11 protein-coding genes and 1 pseudogene are annotated in these 16,593 nt (G+C 59.8%); 6 read left to right on the forward strand and 6 right to left on the reverse strand.

Going from position 1 to position 16,593, the window contains the following annotated elements; translation table 11 throughout:
- Window positions 1-473, reverse strand: a pseudogene (locus BFP92_RS00165) (hypothetical protein); the annotation flags it as partial.
- A 323-nt stretch (window positions 474-796) separates the two neighbouring features.
- On the opposite strand from BFP92_RS00165, the gene BFP92_RS00170 reads away from it, so the two are divergent.
- The 3 genes from BFP92_RS00170 to BFP92_RS00180 all read left to right on the forward strand — a co-directional run bounded on the left by BFP92_RS00170 (window position 797) and on the right by BFP92_RS00180 (window position 9,643).
- On the forward strand, window positions 797-2,854 hold the full coding sequence (locus BFP92_RS00170) for a methyl-accepting chemotaxis protein (RefSeq protein ID WP_065911095.1): 2,058 nt from the start codon (window positions 797-799) through the stop codon (window positions 2,852-2,854).
- A gap of 90 nt (window positions 2,855-2,944) precedes the next feature.
- Window positions 2,945-8,902, forward strand: a complete 5,958-nt coding sequence (locus BFP92_RS00175) for a membrane-targeted effector domain-containing toxin (RefSeq protein WP_065911096.1) — start codon at window positions 2,945-2,947, stop codon at window positions 8,900-8,902.
- 114 nt (window positions 8,903-9,016) lie between these two features.
- Window positions 9,017-9,643 (forward strand): glutathione S-transferase family protein, encoded by a 627-nt coding sequence (locus tag BFP92_RS00180; protein ID WP_065911097.1) that lies wholly within the window; start codon window positions 9,017-9,019, stop codon window positions 9,641-9,643.
- 27 nt (window positions 9,644-9,670) lie between these two features.
- On the opposite strand, the gene solA is transcribed toward BFP92_RS00180, so the two are convergent.
- Window positions 9,671-10,834 (reverse strand): N-methyl-L-tryptophan oxidase, encoded by a 1,164-nt coding sequence (gene solA / locus BFP92_RS00185; protein ID WP_083221674.1) that lies wholly within the window; start codon window positions 10,832-10,834, stop codon window positions 9,671-9,673.
- 282 nt (window positions 10,835-11,116) lie between these two features.
- On the opposite strand from solA, the gene BFP92_RS00190 reads away from it, so the two are divergent.
- Both BFP92_RS00190 and BFP92_RS00195 read left to right on the forward strand, forming a co-directional pair.
- Window positions 11,117-12,262 carry a PDDEXK-like family protein gene (locus BFP92_RS00190; RefSeq protein WP_065911098.1) on the forward strand — a complete coding sequence of 382 codons (1,146 nt, stop codon included), beginning with the start codon at window positions 11,117-11,119 and terminating at the stop codon, window positions 12,260-12,262.
- A complete protein-coding gene (locus BFP92_RS00195) occupies window positions 12,262-13,143 on the forward strand; it encodes a tetratricopeptide repeat protein (protein WP_065911099.1) in 882 nt (293 codons plus the stop codon). Before BFP92_RS00190 ends, BFP92_RS00195 begins: the two co-directional genes overlap by 1 nt.
- A 6-nt stretch (window positions 13,144-13,149) precedes the next feature.
- On the opposite strand, the gene BFP92_RS00200 is transcribed toward BFP92_RS00195, so the two are convergent.
- The 3 genes from BFP92_RS00200 to BFP92_RS00210 form a co-directional block, all read right to left on the reverse strand.
- The gene (locus tag BFP92_RS00200; protein ID WP_239694220.1) at window positions 13,150-13,884 is read right to left on the reverse strand and encodes a hypothetical protein; all 735 of its coding nucleotides are present in this window, start codon (window positions 13,882-13,884) and stop codon (window positions 13,150-13,152) included.
- 81 nt (window positions 13,885-13,965) lie between these two features.
- Window positions 13,966-14,316: a hypothetical protein gene (locus tag BFP92_RS00205; RefSeq protein WP_065911100.1), complete on the reverse strand. Its 351-nt coding sequence runs from the start codon at window positions 14,314-14,316 to the stop codon at window positions 13,966-13,968.
- Window positions 14,317-14,492: 176 nt separating this feature from the next.
- Entirely contained in the window at window positions 14,493-14,948 is a 456-nt protein-coding gene (locus BFP92_RS00210) for a VOC family protein (RefSeq protein WP_065911101.1), read from the reverse strand.
- A 125-nt stretch (window positions 14,949-15,073) separates the two neighbouring features.
- Between BFP92_RS00210 and BFP92_RS00215 the strand changes: the two genes are divergently transcribed.
- Complete coding sequence (locus tag BFP92_RS00215; RefSeq protein ID WP_065911102.1) at window positions 15,074-15,814, forward strand: BPL-N domain-containing protein; 741 nt, start codon at window positions 15,074-15,076, stop codon at window positions 15,812-15,814.
- An 80-nt stretch (window positions 15,815-15,894) separates the two neighbouring features.
- Here BFP92_RS00215 and BFP92_RS30970 read toward each other — a convergent pair whose 3' ends face one another.
- A complete protein-coding gene (locus BFP92_RS30970) occupies window positions 15,895-16,401 on the reverse strand; it encodes a hypothetical protein (RefSeq protein ID WP_139114015.1) in 507 nt (168 codons plus the stop codon).
- Between the last annotated feature and the right edge of the window lie 192 nt (window positions 16,402-16,593).

Consider the following 16,593-nt stretch of genomic DNA (forward strand, 5'->3'; position numbering starts at 1 on the left):
CCCGCCAGCGACGAGATCGCCGTACCGGTAGAGGCTGCGCCCAGCGCCATCACCCCGCCGTACACCGCGAAACCCGCAGCCGCCCCGGCAGCCCCGGCGCCGGCAGCAGAGCCCAGCACGCCGATCGCGGTGTAGCTGTAGTTGGAGATGGTTTGCAGTTTGTGCTTGGGAATGTTGATTTCCAGCTTGTTCTGGCGACCGGCGTTCAACTGCTGCAAAAGCGAGTCAGCCAGGGTTTTGAACTCGTTAAAGCTTTTACCGATTTGCAGTTCTTTTTCGCCCAGTACGCTCAATGCCGACGTGGTGGCGGTTTCTTGCGCGTCAAAAGCACGCTTTTTGACGTCATAGCGCTGTTTGGCGCTGTTGACGATTTCGTCGGCTTCGGAATGCTTCTGGTAACCGTCATAGCCTTTCTTGGCGCCATAGGCGGCGCTGACCAGGGCGGCTGCACCGAGGATGAGAGGAAGCGGCATATCAATATCCCTTTGATTATTTTGAAATTAACGACTTGGGTAAGGCGGTGGAAGGCGTGATCTTAGAAGCGATATCGGCAAAGTGCCATCATGCTTTAGGTGGGTGTTGAACTTTTTTTACTCGGGAGGCGCACGGTGACAATTGTGTGCCCGGCAGTGAGTGTTTTTGCCCCATTTTTGTGCGCGCGCCATCGCCGGTTTATCGCCAAGGCGCCTATCTCCAGCAAAGTCGTAACGGCCCGTATCTTGCTTGAGCCTTCTCAATCAATGACATGGCATTTTGCTTCTAGTCATTTCCAGCGTGTTTTCGGGAGCGGTCGGCCATGCACACTCTTCTATCACCCGGTATCCATTTGCTCGGCCGTTTCGGTTTTGCGCGCAAGTTCCAGGTGCTTTTTTTCCTGTTCATGCTGCCCCTGGCGGGGAGCCTCTGGATGATTGGTTCGGACTATCGCGGCAAATTGAACGTGATCAGCAGCGAGCAGTCCGGTGTGCACCAACTGTTGGCCCTGGACACACTTGATGGCCAATTGAGCGCGCAACGCAACCTGGCCGCGCGCTGGAAAGCGCTGGATATCCTCCACGTGCCAACCCCGGCCGCCCAGGCTGCCATGGACAAAGTGGATGCCGGCAACCCGATGATTGTGCAAAGTCTGCAAGCCCTGGGCGAGGTGCTCAAAGCCCGCAATGCCAGCGCCGACACCCTGGCGCGTTTTGAGGCGTTGCAGGCGGCCGTCAAGGGCATGGACACCCAGTCCCTGCGCACCGTGGGCTGGTGGCCGGACGGCTACGACCGTTTCACCGCCGCGTTGACGGCGCTGCAAACCCTGCGCGAGCAAATCACTCTGGACACCGGCCTGATCCTCGACCCATGGCTGGAGACCTACCTGTTGATGCAGATCTCCACCCAGCAGACCCCGGACCTGATCGAGCGCATCGGCCGCACCGCCAGCGTTGGCCAGTCGTCCATCGCCTCGGGGCAGTTCACTTTGCAAAGCCGCTTGCAGATGCGCGACCTGCGCGGCCGTATCGGCGATGCACGCGACCAGTTGGTCAAGGCCGCCGCTTCGCTCAAAGCCAAACAATTTCCCGGGATCGAGCCGTGGACAGCGCAATATGACAGCAGCCTGCAACTGTTGGATAGCGAGCTTAAAACCCTGGACGACGGCGTGTTCGGCGGCACCATCAAAGTGGACAGCGTCGCCTTCGACCGCAGCGTCGACAGCATGTTGGGCGCGTTGGGGGCGTTGCGCAGCCAGTCGCTGAATTCACTGGATGCGCGCCTGAGTGACTACCGCGAGCGTTCGCTCCAGCACTTTATTCCGGTGGCGGCGACGTTCAGCCTGCTGGCCCTGGCCGCGTTGTACTTGTTTATCTGTCTGCAAGCCTCGATCCGCCGCAGCGCCAGTGGCATTACCACACTGGCCGAGTCGTTGCGCGACGGTAACCTGTGCGTCGAAGTGGCGGTAGAAGGGCGTGATGAATTGGCCGCGATCAGCCGGGCCCTCAACGTTGCCGTGATGCAACTGCGCACCAGCCTGCTGGGCGTCAATCACGAAACCCAGCAACTCGGCTCAGCCGTGCTCACCCTGAATGCGCAGTCGGGCAGCACCCTTAACGAGGTTGAAGACCAGCAACATCAAATCAGCCAGATTGCAGCCGCCGCGACCCAATTGGCCGCCACTTCCATGGGCGTGGCCAAGAGTTGCGAACAGGCCTCGGGCAGCGCGCAGCACACCAGGCGCATCGCCGAAGACAGCAGCCGCGACAGCCAGCGCACCACGGCAAGTATCCAGCAACTCAACCAGCGCCTGACCGACACGGCCAACGCCCTGGAACAGGTCAGCCAGCAGGGCCAGCAGATTCAGTCGGTGGTCGACACCATTCGTGGCATCGCCGAACAGACCAACCTGCTGGCGCTCAACGCGGCCATCGAGGCTGCGCGTGCGGGCGAGCAGGGCCGTGGCTTTGCCGTGGTGGCCGATGAAGTGCGCAGCCTGTCGCAACGCACCCAGGCGTCCACCGCACAAATCGCCGGCACGGTGGACAGCCTGCGCGCGACCGTCAGCCAAGCCGTCAGCCTGATGGGCGCGGCGTGCGACCAGGCACTGACCGACGCCGAATCCGTGACGGGCCTGGGCACCCGCCTGGGCGAAATTGCCGGTGCGGTGCAGCACGTCACCGACACCCTGGCGCAGATCGCGGCAGCGGTGGAAGAACAGGCCGCCACCGCCGATGAAGTCAGCGGCAATATCCAGCAGGTCGACCAGGCGGCAGGGCGCTTGCTGGACGGCGCACGGGCGGTCAATTCGGCGGCGGATACCTTGAGTAAGGGCAGTCGCGCATTGAGTGATAACACTGCACGGTTCCGGCTGGTCTGAGGCGCCGGCCGCTGAACAATATGTACCGCCGATACACCCAGGCTCGCTCTCATGCTGAGGGTTCATTCCATCAGCATGAGGACCGTGCCCATGAGCACGCCGAACCCCACATCCGCCGCACCGACGCTTCAGGAAATTCGTACACACCTGCTTGAAATCGACCCGGACCTGCGCACTCAAACCCGGCAACCGGCGGCATTGCCGCCCGAACTGTTGGCCCTGGAAAAGCTCAACACCACCTTGATCCGCGCCAACAACATCCTGTTGAATCGGTCGCGCAGTTTATTTGAGGCGTTGACGCAGGCAGACCTCACCGAAGAAACCGGTAAAACCGTGCTCGCCCAGCTCAAAACCGACCTGAATACGCATCTGCAGGGCCTTGACGAGGTCGGCACGGTGGACGGCCAGGGCCGCAAGAGCTACCTCACCCAAATCGCCGGCCTTGGCGCGCTGGAGCAGCAGGCCAAGCTGGATGTGCGTGACTACCTGCTGGCGCCGGCCGAGCAACGCATGATTGAAGATTGCTCCCGTGGCCCGGACTTTCGGCCGGGCATGTACTCGCTCACGTTCAGTTACCAGGGCCAGACGGTGGCGTTCGCCGGGGCGTTCGTGCTGACGCGCAAGGCCAGCCCTGTGGTGGCTGACTTGACGTCAGGGCAGAGCGTCGGCCAGGTGCTGCTGTTTACCCCAAACCGAGGTCTGGAGGCCTTTGATTCCCTCGCGGAACTGGACCAACGCCTCAAGGCGCTGTTGCTCCTGCCGGCTGGCCGTGAGGAGTTCTGTCGCCACTTGCCGGTGCGTTATCAGGCGCTGGATGTGGCCAGTATTTGGCCGCTGCACTTGTTGCCCATTGAAGGTGAGCCGTTGTTTGAGCACACCTACAACGCGCTGCTCGACAAGCGTAGCCAGGACATTGAGCTGGCCCTGAGCCTGGTCAATAACCCGTCCCACGATGCCGCGACGCTCAAGGCTGCCCTGGACAGCGCGGTGAAAGCTGCGCTGCCGGACCTGTCCTCACGCCTGCAATTCAGGCGTCAACAGCTGCTGGAGCGCAGCCTGTACAACAGCTTGCCGGATTGGTACCGCAGCGCCGATTCGCTGAGCCAACAAACCTTGGGTCAGTTTATCCGAGGCTACAATCAGGCTCGCTCAGCCTATTTGGACCTGCTGGGGCCTGTCGCCTCTCCCCAGGCCCTGGCGAGTCACCAGCTCACCGAGTACCTGGACGAGGAACTCGAACTGTATAACCTGGACCTGCAGCAGTTGCAGGTGACCACCCGACGTCACGTCGCCCATGTAGGCACCTATGAGCAGCAGCGCAGCCTGGCAGACCTGAGCTATTCGGGGCTGCACATCGATGATGAGCTGGCGGGTTCGGACTTTCTGACCAAGACCACCGTGACCTATGCGGGCAGCGCGTTTGCGCAGCTGAATGCGCAAAGCCTGCTGGGCATACTGCGTGAGCCGGGCTACCAACCGCGTCTGGACTTTGCCGCGCAGCAAAGAGAAATGCAGGCCATGCCGGCTTTCAAGCAGGCTGCCCGTAACCTGTTTGATCAGCGCCTGGCGTTGCTCGCCTATGTCGCCAAGTTGCGGGGTGACCTGAGCGCGGCGGACTACCAATTATTCGAAGACCTGCGCGGCGGCACCAACCCTCGCCTGTGCGCCCAGACCGTACTGCTGCACGGTGCGCAATTGCGTGACCTGTGGTTGTTGCGGGAGGACGACCCACAAGGCCAAACCCAACGCTTGCTGCTGTGCACCCCAGGCTCTCCGCGCGAGCGCCAGTTCATGGCATTTGCCAGCGAGCGCGAATGCCAGACGCATATCATCGGTTGGGCCGACGACAACACCCGGTGGAAGGGCCGCACCCTGCGCGACTACGTGCTGGAGCAATGCCCGCTGCGTTTTCGCCCGAAGATGGGCACGTTCCTCGCCGGGCTGGGTTTCAAGCCCGACGCGCAGGAACACACGGAGGTGACCTTTGGGCCGTTGTGTTCCCACACCGTGTGCCTGGACGCCATGGCGGTGCATTCCCAAAGCGCCGCGCAGGACGACTACGAATACGCCACGCCGTTATGGTATCGCTCTGCTTCGGCGGCGGACCGCGCCCGCTTGACCCGCCTGGGCGAGGACGCGGCAGGCGCCTTGCGCGTGTATAACGCCCGGCCGGATTCGGAGGCTAATTTTATTGCCTTCAACACCTATGTACACCAGCAAGCCACGCTCAGCCTGAACACGCTGCTGGGGCGCAGCCAGAACGATATTGACCCGGACACCCTGTTCATTACGGCGCCCTGGCCGCTGTTGGGCGGCAAGCCCGCGCCCATTTCCTATACCCGGCTGTACCGGGACGGCTACCAGGATAACGTCGGCTTCATCGACCCGAAATTCTCCACCTCCGCCACCTTCAGCGGGCCCAAAGGCGTCGACCTGAGCCGCTTGACGGCGCAAAACGTTTCCCGCTCGGTGACCGGCGTATGGGTCGGCCAGCGCTATATCGACGAAGTGCGCAGCACACTGCAAAGCGCGACAAGCCCCGGTTATGCCGAACGGCGTAATGCCACGTTGGCGATCAACCAATTGCAGATCAAATACGCCGCGCTCGATGGCTGCCTGCGCGGCCACATCGCCCGCGCTGACCTGGCCTGGCTGGAGCGCGCCATCGATAGCCTGGGCGACACGACCACGGCGACGCGCAACACCTACCGGGTCCATCGCCTGATGCTTGACGGCGAATGGGTCATCGGCAACTACCTGTTCAGCCACGGGGACAACCCGGTGCTGCTGTACACCCCCAATGCGCCCGATGGCATCGCCGTGCGTGAGGCGAAACTGTTCAACTACTGGCTGAAAAAAGTCGAAGGCGTCTCGGATTATCTCAACGGCCGGGTAGGCACTGGCGCCACCGCGCGGATCAAAACGTTCCTGGCGACTGCCCGCAAGGGCTTGCCCGAAACAATTGACCGCACCACCCCAAGCCCTGCGCGCCATGACCCGATCGCCCATGCCACGCCGCTGACCGACCTGCGGCATGAGCTCTACAACATGGTGCTGCAACGCAAGATCGATGATGTGGCCGCCACCACGGTCAATCGCACAGCGATGATCACGGGCATTCTCTGGACGTGCGTTGAGCTGGTCACGGCCATCGTCACCATTCCTTTTCCGGTGTTGAGCCTGGGCCTGGGCAGCTTGCTGGCGTTCAAGGACGCGATGCTCGCCATCCATGCCTACCAACAGGGCGACAGCGGCGGGGCGCTGCAACACTTCGTCGGTTACCTGGCGAATCTGGGCGGTGCAGTGTTATTCGACTTCCGCCCGGCCCTCAAGGGGCCGTTCTCGACGTTCTCCATCAGGCCGGCGGCTAAAGCGCTGAAAGAGGCTGAACTGATCGCTGCCATTGACCCGCGCCTACCCGCCGACATGAAACCGGTGCTGTTTGAAGGCCAGGACTTTTGGACCCGCAACACGCCAGACGCGCTGGGCCGGCATTTGTTGTATCGCTATGACCCACTCACCGGGCAAATGCATTCGACTGCGCGTCTGGTCAACCAGCACGCCGATGGTCGCTGGCTGCGCTCAGGGGTGGCGGGAGGCGGGCGCAAGAAGTATCAAGCACTTCAGGAAGAGGCCGTACAGCCATTGGCGCGCTACGAGATTTCGCCCGAGCAAGGTTCGCAGTTCAGGGTCGCACTTGACACTGACTTCGGCAAACGCTTCGCGAGCCCCGACAACGCGCTTGAGGAGGCTGCACGGGAAAACGTATTGACGCGTTTGCGAGGGCTGCGCGACAGCTATGACAACCAGGTCAAACAGCTGACCGAAGATGCAGAGGCGCTGTTTGCCGCACCGCCGGCGCGTTCGCCCCGTACCGATTTGCCACTGCTGGCCGCTGACTCCAGCCCCAACGCGGTGCTTGCCAGCCTGTTCCCGCTCAAGCAAAGGCTGATCATTGGCGCAGCCAATGCCGGTGTGGTCAGTAAGCAGTTATTGATCGAAGACATGCAGGCATTGGCGGCACTGGGGCTCAAGCGCCTGTACATCGAAAACCTGCCGGCCGATGTGTTTCGCACCAAACTCAGAATTATCAATGGGCAAGCCAAAGGTGACCTCGCCCACGCGTTGAAGCGCGTCGAAGACCACCTTGCGCGTGTCGACAAAGCCCTGGGCTGGGACCTGGACGCGCCGTTTACGTTTCGAAAACTGATGCTCGAAGCCCATCAGCACAACGTCGCGATCGAGGGTGTGGACGCGTCCAGTTCCTATCATCTGGAGCACGTGCTGGAGCTTTCCGGGGCTGAGCGGTTTGTCCCGCGCAGCGGCAAACTCAGAAACTTCTACTCCCATAAAACCCTGGCAGCCCAAGAGCCGCAGGAAGGCTGGATCGCTCTGGTGGATCACAACCGCATAGGCGGCACGGACGAGGTGCCAGGCCTGGCCGACTTGCAGAATGTCATCGCCCTGCGTGTTGATGAAGGTGCGCCGGGCCAGGCGGTGGGCATCCAGTTCGATACGTCTGCGGCAGCCTTGTCTCGGGGTGACTACCGGCTGACGATGGCGCCCGTTGCGCAACCGTTGCCGGTGGCGGGCCCTTCAACGGCAGTAGTGAACCCCGCTTCACCTTCCCATTACACCGCGTTTGATCTGCCGGCGACCCTCAAGCCGCAGCTGGACGATATGGTGCATTCGCATCGTGACCTGGATTCTCGTTATGGCTTTCAGGCAGCGCACCCCTTTGAGGAGGCGTTCAATACGTTCAAGCGCACGCGCATTCGCCTGCAGCAGAGCGCCAAGGCAGCGTTTGCCACGTACACGCCGCCGGCCCGTTCCAGCTTCGTCGAGCTGGCCGCGGCAACCAATGAAGAAACGTTTATCAAGCAGGTCTATAAACTGAAGTTGGGACTTATCATCGCTGAAGCCCATGCCGATCGGTCGAGCAAACGGTTCCTGATCAACTACATGAAGTTGTTGAAGGAGCAGGGCGTTAAAACCTTGTACCTGGAACACTTGCTCACCGATTTGCATCAGCTGGAACTGGAGGCCTTTTACAGCACGCTGAAAATGCCGGACAACCTCAAACGCTATTTGCGGGCGCAGGACCTCGGCCATATGCCGCACGGGTACTCGGGCAGCGACACTTACACCAACGTCGTCAAGGCCGCGAACAAGGCGGGCATCCGGGTGCGTGCGCTCGACTGCACGGCCAGTTATCACGTCAAAGGCCTGCGAGACTTGAGCGCTCGCGAAAACCTGTTCAGCTATTTCGCCAATGAGGTGATCAAGGCTGATCAGGCGGCGCAGGGGCCGCATAAATGGGTTGCGCTTATGGGCACTGCCCACGCAGATATGTACCAGGGTGTGCCCGGTATCGCGCAGTTGCAGGATGCGGTCAGCTTGACGGTACGCGATGTCGCGCCCGATCACGCACGTCCCCTGCACCGAGGCGCCTGGGAAATTCTCGAGAAATCGATAAAAACCCCCGAAGGCGTCGCCCTGCGCAGTGATTTCAAGGTCGACGTCGGTATTGCCGGTACACCTGCACCGCGCCCTGCGCCGACCGCGGATCGCACATGGCTTAGAAGTGTCGGCGACTTCATGATCGAGCGGCCTTCTACCACCCAAGCCAATGTGCTGCACCGCTCCAATACGGGAGACATTATTTCCACCCCCGTTCAAATTGACGACAGCGGCCAGTTCTTTATAGACCGTTGGCCGCAGGTGCAGGGACAGCGCTACGCCACGCTGGAGTTCCTGGTTCATGCGCTCAAGTCGCAGGTGTTGTTAACGGCGGTTTCTGCCTCGACCCTGCCGAGCGTGCGCCTGAAAAACATCGGCGATTTCCTGATCGAGTACGCGTCCTCCAACCAGGCCAATCTGCTCCACCGTTCCAGGACCGGAGACATTGTGACCACCCCGATCCAAAAGGATGAGACAGGTCACCTGTTCATTGAGCGCTGGCCACCGTTGAAAGGTAAACGCTACCCCACCATCGACGGCTTGATCGATGCGCTCAAGCAAGAGGTGTATTTGACGGCCGTCGCCTGATCCCTGCGGCTGTGCAGCCTCTGCTCAAGGGGCTGTGACAATTAATTGTGGGCACTCCCCCGTGCTGGCGTAGTCTCAACCCCTGACACCCACCCTTGCCCTGCGGAGTTGCCCATGATCACCGTTCACCACCTTAACAACTCGCGCTCACAGCGCATCCTCTGGCTGCTTGAAGAGCTCGGCCTGCCCTACGAGGTCAAGCGCTACCAGCGCGACCCGAAAACCAACCTGGCACCACCGGAACTCAAGGCCATCAACCCGCTGGGCAAATCCCCGGTTATCGAAGACGGCAGCCTGGTATTGATCGAATCCGCCGCCATCATCGACTACCTGATCCGCCGCCATGGCCAAGGCCGCCTGCAGCCTGATCCTGCCAGCGCAGCGTACGACAAATATGTGCAATGGCTGCACTTTGCCGAGGGCTCGGCCATGCTGCCGCTGATGCTCAACCTCTATGTCGGGCGCCTGGGAGAGGCCGGCGCGCCGTTGCACCCGCGTATCGAGTCGGAGGTGGCCAATTACCTGGGCTATCTGAATGGTGTGCTGGCGGATACGCCGTATCTGCTCGGTGACGAACTGAGCGGCGCGGACATCCAGATGAGCTTTATCGGCGAAATCGCCAAGGCCCAGGGCAAGTTGCAGGCGTATCCAAACCTGGCGGCCTGGGTGCAACGCTTCCAGGCGCGACCTGCGTACCGTAAGGCGGTGGAGCAGGGCGGCGAGTACGCGTTTGCCAAGTAAGCCGGCGCCTGGCCTCAGTGCCAGGGCCTATTGACCCTCGAAGCGCTTGAGCGAAAACGCCGACAGGTCCAGCTCACTCGACCCACGCATGCACCACTGCGCAAACGCCTCACCCAGCGCCGCCGAATGCTTGAAGCCGTGCCCCGAGCATGGCGACACCACCAGGGTGTGCTGCAGCGTGGGGTGTTTGTCGATGATGAAATCGTGGTCCGGCGTCACGGTGTAGGCACACACCGCCGACTTGACCACCTTGGCCGACACGCCGGTGATACGGCCCTGAACATGCTGTTCGTACATCGCCTGCGCTTGCGCCGCCGAGACCGTGCGGTCCAGCGTTTGCGGCGTGGAGGTGGTGTGATATTGCGCCGTAGCCAGCTTCAGGCTGCCTTCGCCGGGCAACGCCGGGAAACCATAGTGGGTCTGGCCTTGATCGTGCGTGAGGATATAGGTGGGGGATTTGCCCACCAGGTCGGCCCCGGGCTCCAGCGCGAACCAGAACAGCTGTTGCCGGTAAACACTCAGCAACCGGTCAAACGGCGCGCCGAGTAACCCGCCGGCCCAGTTGCCTGCACTTACGACCAACTTGTCGGCTTGCAGCGTGCGCTGGTCGGTGGTCACCGTGACGCCTTGAGCATCCGAACCGATGTGAGTCACCGTCTCGCCCTTGTACAGCGTGGCGCCGTGTTGTTCGGCCAAACTGAGCTGCACATCAATGCACCGCTCTGGGCGCACGAAGCCGCCGCCAGGCTCGTAATAACCGATGGCGCTCTGCGCCACTTGGGCAAATTGCGGGAAACGCTGGCGAATCTGTGCAGCGTCCAGTAGCTCATGTTCAATGCCGTAGGTTTGCGCCAGGCCAATGGTGCGCAGGGTGAAATCGGTTGCATCGCTGGGATCAAAGTCATCACGAGAGGTGAGCACCAGCAACCCCGACTGCTCAAACAGCGCCTCCCCCGACAACGCCTCCAGCTCGCGCCAGATAGCGTGGGAACGCCGCACAATGGGCACGTACTGCGCGCCTTCGCCCACCGACAGCCGCGTGATACGCGTGTCGCCATGGCTGGAGCCCAGCGTGTGGGGCGGGTGATGACGGTCGATACCGGCGACGTTCACACCGGCTTTCGCCAGTTGATACACCGTGGCGGCACCCATGGCACCCAGGCCGATGACCAGCGATTCATAGCGTTCCAAGGTTGATACTCGCGTGTGAGGGCAGGGCAGTAGTTGAGGGGAATGCGCGGAAAAAAACAACCAAAGGTTGCAGGAAGAGCACGGCCTGACCTACCTGTTATTAGCCATGATTTGGCCGTGGTGCGCGCGTTGGCGCACGATTTGATGGTGGCGTCGTCATTGCGCGAGCAGGCAGATTGCCCGGGTGGCGCACAGGGGCGCCAATGAGTATGGCAGGGATGCATATTCGGTGATGGCGCAATACAATCACTCCCTCGCATTGCCCGCATAAGGAAATGAGCCTTGCCCCCCTTGATCCACCGCGCCGCTTTACTTCGGGCCGAACTGCACCGCCTGCCGGCCTTCAACCTGTTCACTTTGCTGCGCAGCGGCTCCGATGAAGTGCGCCTGCACTCGCGCTACCTGGCCTTTCTGCTCAACCCTCAAGGTGCGCACGCGGCCGGGAGCAAGTTGCTGCAACTGTTTCTGGAAGCTTTGAATATCGAGGGCTTCGACTGTCACGATGTCACTGTGGAGGTCGAATACCGCAACGTCGACATCCTGATCCGCAATACTAAACGCCAAGCCATCATCATCGAAAACAAGCTTTACGCCGAAGACCAGGACGCCCAGTTGTTCCGCTACCTGCACACCCTGCAAGCCGAGGGCTACCAGACCTACCCGCCGGTGTACCTCACCCTCGACGGTCGCGACGCCGACCCGCGCAGTTGCCGGGGCATCGACTACCAGCGCATCAGCTATGCTGCCGACATCCTGCTGTGGCTGGAGCACTGTCAGCAGTGGGTGATCCGCGAAGCCGCTGTGCGTGAAAGCCTGCTGCAATATATCGACCTCATCGCCAAACTCACGTTTCAGGACCAGGGGCACGCTTACATGGACGCACTCAAGCAGACGTTACGCCAGGACAACAACCTGCTGGTGGTGCGTGACCTGCAAAAAGCCTACACCGAAACCCTGAAAGACCTGCAGCTGGAACTCTGGCAGGCGGTTGCGCAGTGCATTGCCGATAAATACCCTGAGTTGCCCAAGCCTTATGAAGTCCCAACGGCGGCGGTGATTCATCGTTACTACAGCGCCGCTCGGGATAACCGCTACTACGGTATTTATTACGAGCTGGGTTTTATGCCGGGCGCGGTCTACCTCGAACTCAATCAACGTTTCTACTGTGGTTTTTACTGCGATGTGCAAGCCCATCTGCGCGCCTACACCTGGCTGGAAACCCTGACAATAGCGCTACCCAACGACGGTGTGAGCAGCAACGGCCTGCTCTGGCGCTACACCTGCGACCTCAACATGAAGCAGCCGAGCGATGAGCACTTGATGGCGCTGACTCACGCCGAAAAAAGGGCGCGCACTGCAGAGCGCATGGCCGACGACCTGTACGACCTGTGGCGCAGTGCGCGTGAGTTGCACGGTGTGTGCAATTGATGAGCAAGGTTCTGGTTTTAGTCACACTTGCCGCCTTGATGAGCGGCTGCCAAAGCTACGCCGACAAGGATGACCCTGTCGCCAGCATGCGCTGCTGGGCGTACAGAGATGTGGAGTCGATCTCTTCCGATCAGGTCACGTATATCCGCAAGCGCAGCGAGAATGGGGACACCCTGTGCACAACGCTGCTGGCGGGCATGTATGAAAACGGCCACGGTGTGTCGCAAGACATTGCTAAAGCCAAAACGTTGTATCAGTCGGTAGCCGGCGTCAACGCGCAGGCGTATTTCTACCTCGGCCAGATCGCCGAGAGCGGCCATGACGGGCCGCCGGATTATGTGAAAGCCAGGCAGCTATATCGGCGCGCCATCGACACCATCGGCAGCCCAAAAAGCACCAATGCTGAAACGGGGTTGGCCAAGCTGATGGAGGAAGGCAAGGGCGGCCCTCGGGACCTGGACGGCGCCATGGCGCTTTATCTGAGCGCGACAAACGCCAGTTTTGGTGACGCCTGGAAGGGTATCCAACGGCTGTGCACGCGGGGTGTGGCAATGACCGCTGCGCAGGAGCAACGTTACTACAGCGTGTGGTCCGAGACGGCCAGGGGCAGGCTCGAGCGCGCGTTGCTGATGGCTCAGTACACGGTGTCAAAAACCTATAATCCCGGCCCGCAGGGCACTCAGGTCAAAGTTCAAGTGGAGGCTGTAGAGGGCTCCGAGGAGCCCAGGCTATTGATAGTGAGCAGTTCGGGCAACGACGTGATTGATCAGGTGGTGCTCAAGCAGCTGAGCACTTACCGGTTCCCCGGTGAGCTGGCGTGCAGCGAGAAGCAAGCGCCTTGGAAGCGTGTCGGTGTCGTGCAAATCAAGGGCCGTCGATAGCGATTGTTAGTGCACCACATCCACCGCTGTATATTCATTCACATAATGCGTTTGGCTCGACGTTGACTCCAGCGTCAGGGCCACGCCCAAGTCCTCGATAAACACGCGAGCAGTCTTATAGTCTCCTTGGTCGCATGCCAGCTTGATGGCGTCGCCGGTCAACGAGGCAAACACGTGTCGCGCCGCAATACGCTCGCCGACCTTGCAGGTCAGGCTCGTTTCGATGGCCGTGTCGGTGGGCTTGCCAGGTACATTCAGCATGCGCAGGTGAACACTCAACGTCTGGCCTGGTGCCCAACTGGTCGGCACCTTCAAATCGGCTTGTTGGGTTTGCAGCACACGGCCATCGCCCACGCCGTTCATCTTTGATTTCAACTGGATCAGGTCGGCCTGGGTCAGGCAATCGACGTTGAAAATGTTGCCATAGGCCTCGTTCTTCACCAGCAAGGCACCCTCGGCCTTTAACCTGACCGACGTGGGCACGTCTTTGCTGCCATCGCCTTGTTTCGACAGGTAGCTGTAGTTCAGCGTTTTGAGCTTCGGTTGCAGCAGAGGCGAACTCATCTGCTGGAGGACGTTGGCGGGGTCTGCGGCATCGCCGATATTGGTTTGTGCAACGGTGCGCGGGTAGTCAATCGGCGCAATATCCGGCCGCAACTGCGCCAGCAGCCCGGCATTCACGCCGCCCTGCACCGAGCAGCTGACACGCGACTGCGTGCCTTGCTTGCCTTCCGGCTCCACGACCCCTGTGGGAGCTGGCTTGCCTGCGAAGGCATCAATACGGTCGACCTGCCGAACCGAACCACTTGCATCGCCGCAGTATCAGGCCAGGCGTGCCCGCCAATCGCCGCAATGTTGGAGGTTGCAGGCTTCTTCGCAATCAAAGCGCACGCAACGCTCGATTTTCACCGAGGCCACCTCGGCGTCGTGCAGCGCCGCAGCCGTCAGCTCGCGCATACGTTGATCCGCCCCGTTTGCCAGGGCCAGTTCCTTATTGGCCCGCGTATCGAATACCCAAATCACCCGCAGGCTTTGCGGGAACGCGGTGTAATCGACCGTGTGAGTCAGCCACTCGAAGCCCGGGGTTTCAGCTTTGGCGGTTTCGCAGGCGTCGGTCAACGTGGCCACGAGGCGGCGTTCAAGGCGGGCAATGTCGCGTTTGGTTAGGGGCATCAAAAGTCCTGAGATTCACAAAATGCGTAACATTATCCGGCCCATATTCACGAATTAGCCAGTTGTTCCCCATCGGTTCGAAGTCAAACGCCTTAGACCTGAATGCCACACCGCGCCTCAACCGCGTGCGCTCAGACAGCGCGTAATGGATGTCGCTGCAACCCATGCAACGCCGTTCAAGCAAACGCGGCGACCATAAACGCCTCCAAGCCTTTCTCCTCCAGAATCTCGATGGAGAAATGCCCAAAACGCTTGGGCAACCAAATGATGCGCGTGCCGGACGGCGACTGCAGATCCGCCAGGCTCAAGGGCCGGCCGTTTTCATCCTGCGGCTGCACGCCCTCGGCCATCAACTCGGCATAGGCCACCTCGATATCCGGTGTGGTGTAGCAATGCCGATAAATCATCCCCTCACCGTGCGCGTCCAACAGCTCGCGCAAGTTGCCCGCCACCGGCTGCACCAGCATAAAACGCTCCTGGCCCATCAGCACCACCGCATACCGCACATGAAAGCCGCCGCGATTCCAGACCTGGGTGTTGGAGATTTTGGCCTTGAGGATCTTGGCGTAATACGCGCAGGTTTCTTCAAGGTTCTCGACCAGTACGTCGACGTGGCTGAACTTCAGCTCCATTACAGGCCCTCTTGGCGAATGTGGTTTCAGGCGACAGTAGCTGATTTACAACTGTTAACGAATTCAAAGTCGCGTTCGATATAGGCTTTGAACAACCCGACCCCCTGTTCGCTGAGCCCACCACCATGAAACTGCCCGCCATCGCTGCCGCATTTTTTGCACTCGCCACCTTGCAATCACCCTGGGCACAGGCCGCAACGCCCATCACCCACGTCGCCATCTACCGTGGCCCGGCGGGCTGTGATGACTGTTCCGAGAACGTCAAAAACGCCTTGCTGCGGCTCAGCCCCAACTACCAGATCGACTTTGTAGGCGCGGACGAAGCCATCGACATCACCCCGCAAAACCTTGCACGCTATGACCTCTATGTTCAGCCGGGCGGTGGGCAGGATATCCCGGCTGCGCTCGACAGCTTCGGTGATGCACGCGTGGACGCCATTCGCGACTACGTGGCCAAGGGCGGGCGCTACCTGGGGTTATGCATGGGCGCTTATCTTGCCGATAACAGCAACTTCGGGTTGATACCCCAGGACCTTGACTCCGAAGCCGGGCGACCGGGATTTGAAGTACGCGGGATTGAAGACGCGGCGGTACGGGTGGTGTGGGATGGCAAGCCGGACAGTGTGTTCTATCAGGACGGGCCGTACTTTCCCAAGGTTAAGGGGCGCGCGCCGTATACGGTGATTGCGACTTATCGCAATGGTGACGTGGCGGCGGCGCGGTATCGGTATGAGAAGGGCGTGGTGGTGTTGAGTGGGCCGCATCCGGAGGCGGGGAAGGACTGGTTTGAGAATGCGGGGATTGCGCTGAGTGAGATGCCGCGGGGGGAGTTGTTTGGGGTGTTGGTGGGGCGGGTTGACGAGTAGTGAGTGTGACGCGCTCGGTCAGAACATATGAGGAACACATGTTCTGACCCCTGGTTTTACCTGTACCTGAGTTGGTGGGGTTATATTAGCCGACTAAACCAAGTTAGATTCTTTTTATAGATTGGTAGTATGTCATTGTAGATGTTTTTGTATGTTATTTCTATTTCTAAAGTGCATAAGGCTTTTCGTGTATGATTTGCGAAATCTAATTCTTTCTGGTTTTCAGGGTCGTATTTAAAATCTAAGAGTATGATGTCGCCTGCCGGTTTAATGCTGCGTCCATCTATTTCGTGCACAAAAAAGCTCCATTGTCCGTTTGGTGGCATTAATTCTATTAATGTTTTTCCCACGACTACGTCATTTCTTTTTACAGTGAGTGTTTGTATGATTAATGGGCCTGTGCCATTGTTTGATATTTGTATGCGTACCTGTCCATTCATATCTCTTAACTGTATTTCTGGGAAGGGGCTAAATGAGAGTTTGTTATGTTGACGCTGCATCCATGCTGTCCAGCCTGAAATAATTACAGCAATGAGTGCGATAAAAGTTGCTCCGATCGTTAGGCAGGTTGCTAAATCTATAGTCATGATTGATTTTCTTCGTGAGATTAAAATTTTATAGTGTGTGGGGTTGTTTTTTTTCGTGGAAATGGGCGGCAGACCACCATTGTTTAAATGCGTTCTGCCCCTGAGGGATCCCCACAAATTTACCTTAAGCTCTGCGCTTGATGGCTTACCTCATCACGCAGAGCCCGTTCCAATATTTCCAAGTGTCCTCGG

The sequence above is a fragment of the Pseudomonas sp. 58 R 3 genome (assembly GCF_900006605.1).
Taxonomy (GTDB): domain Bacteria; phylum Pseudomonadota; class Gammaproteobacteria; order Pseudomonadales; family Pseudomonadaceae; genus Aquipseudomonas; species Aquipseudomonas salomonii.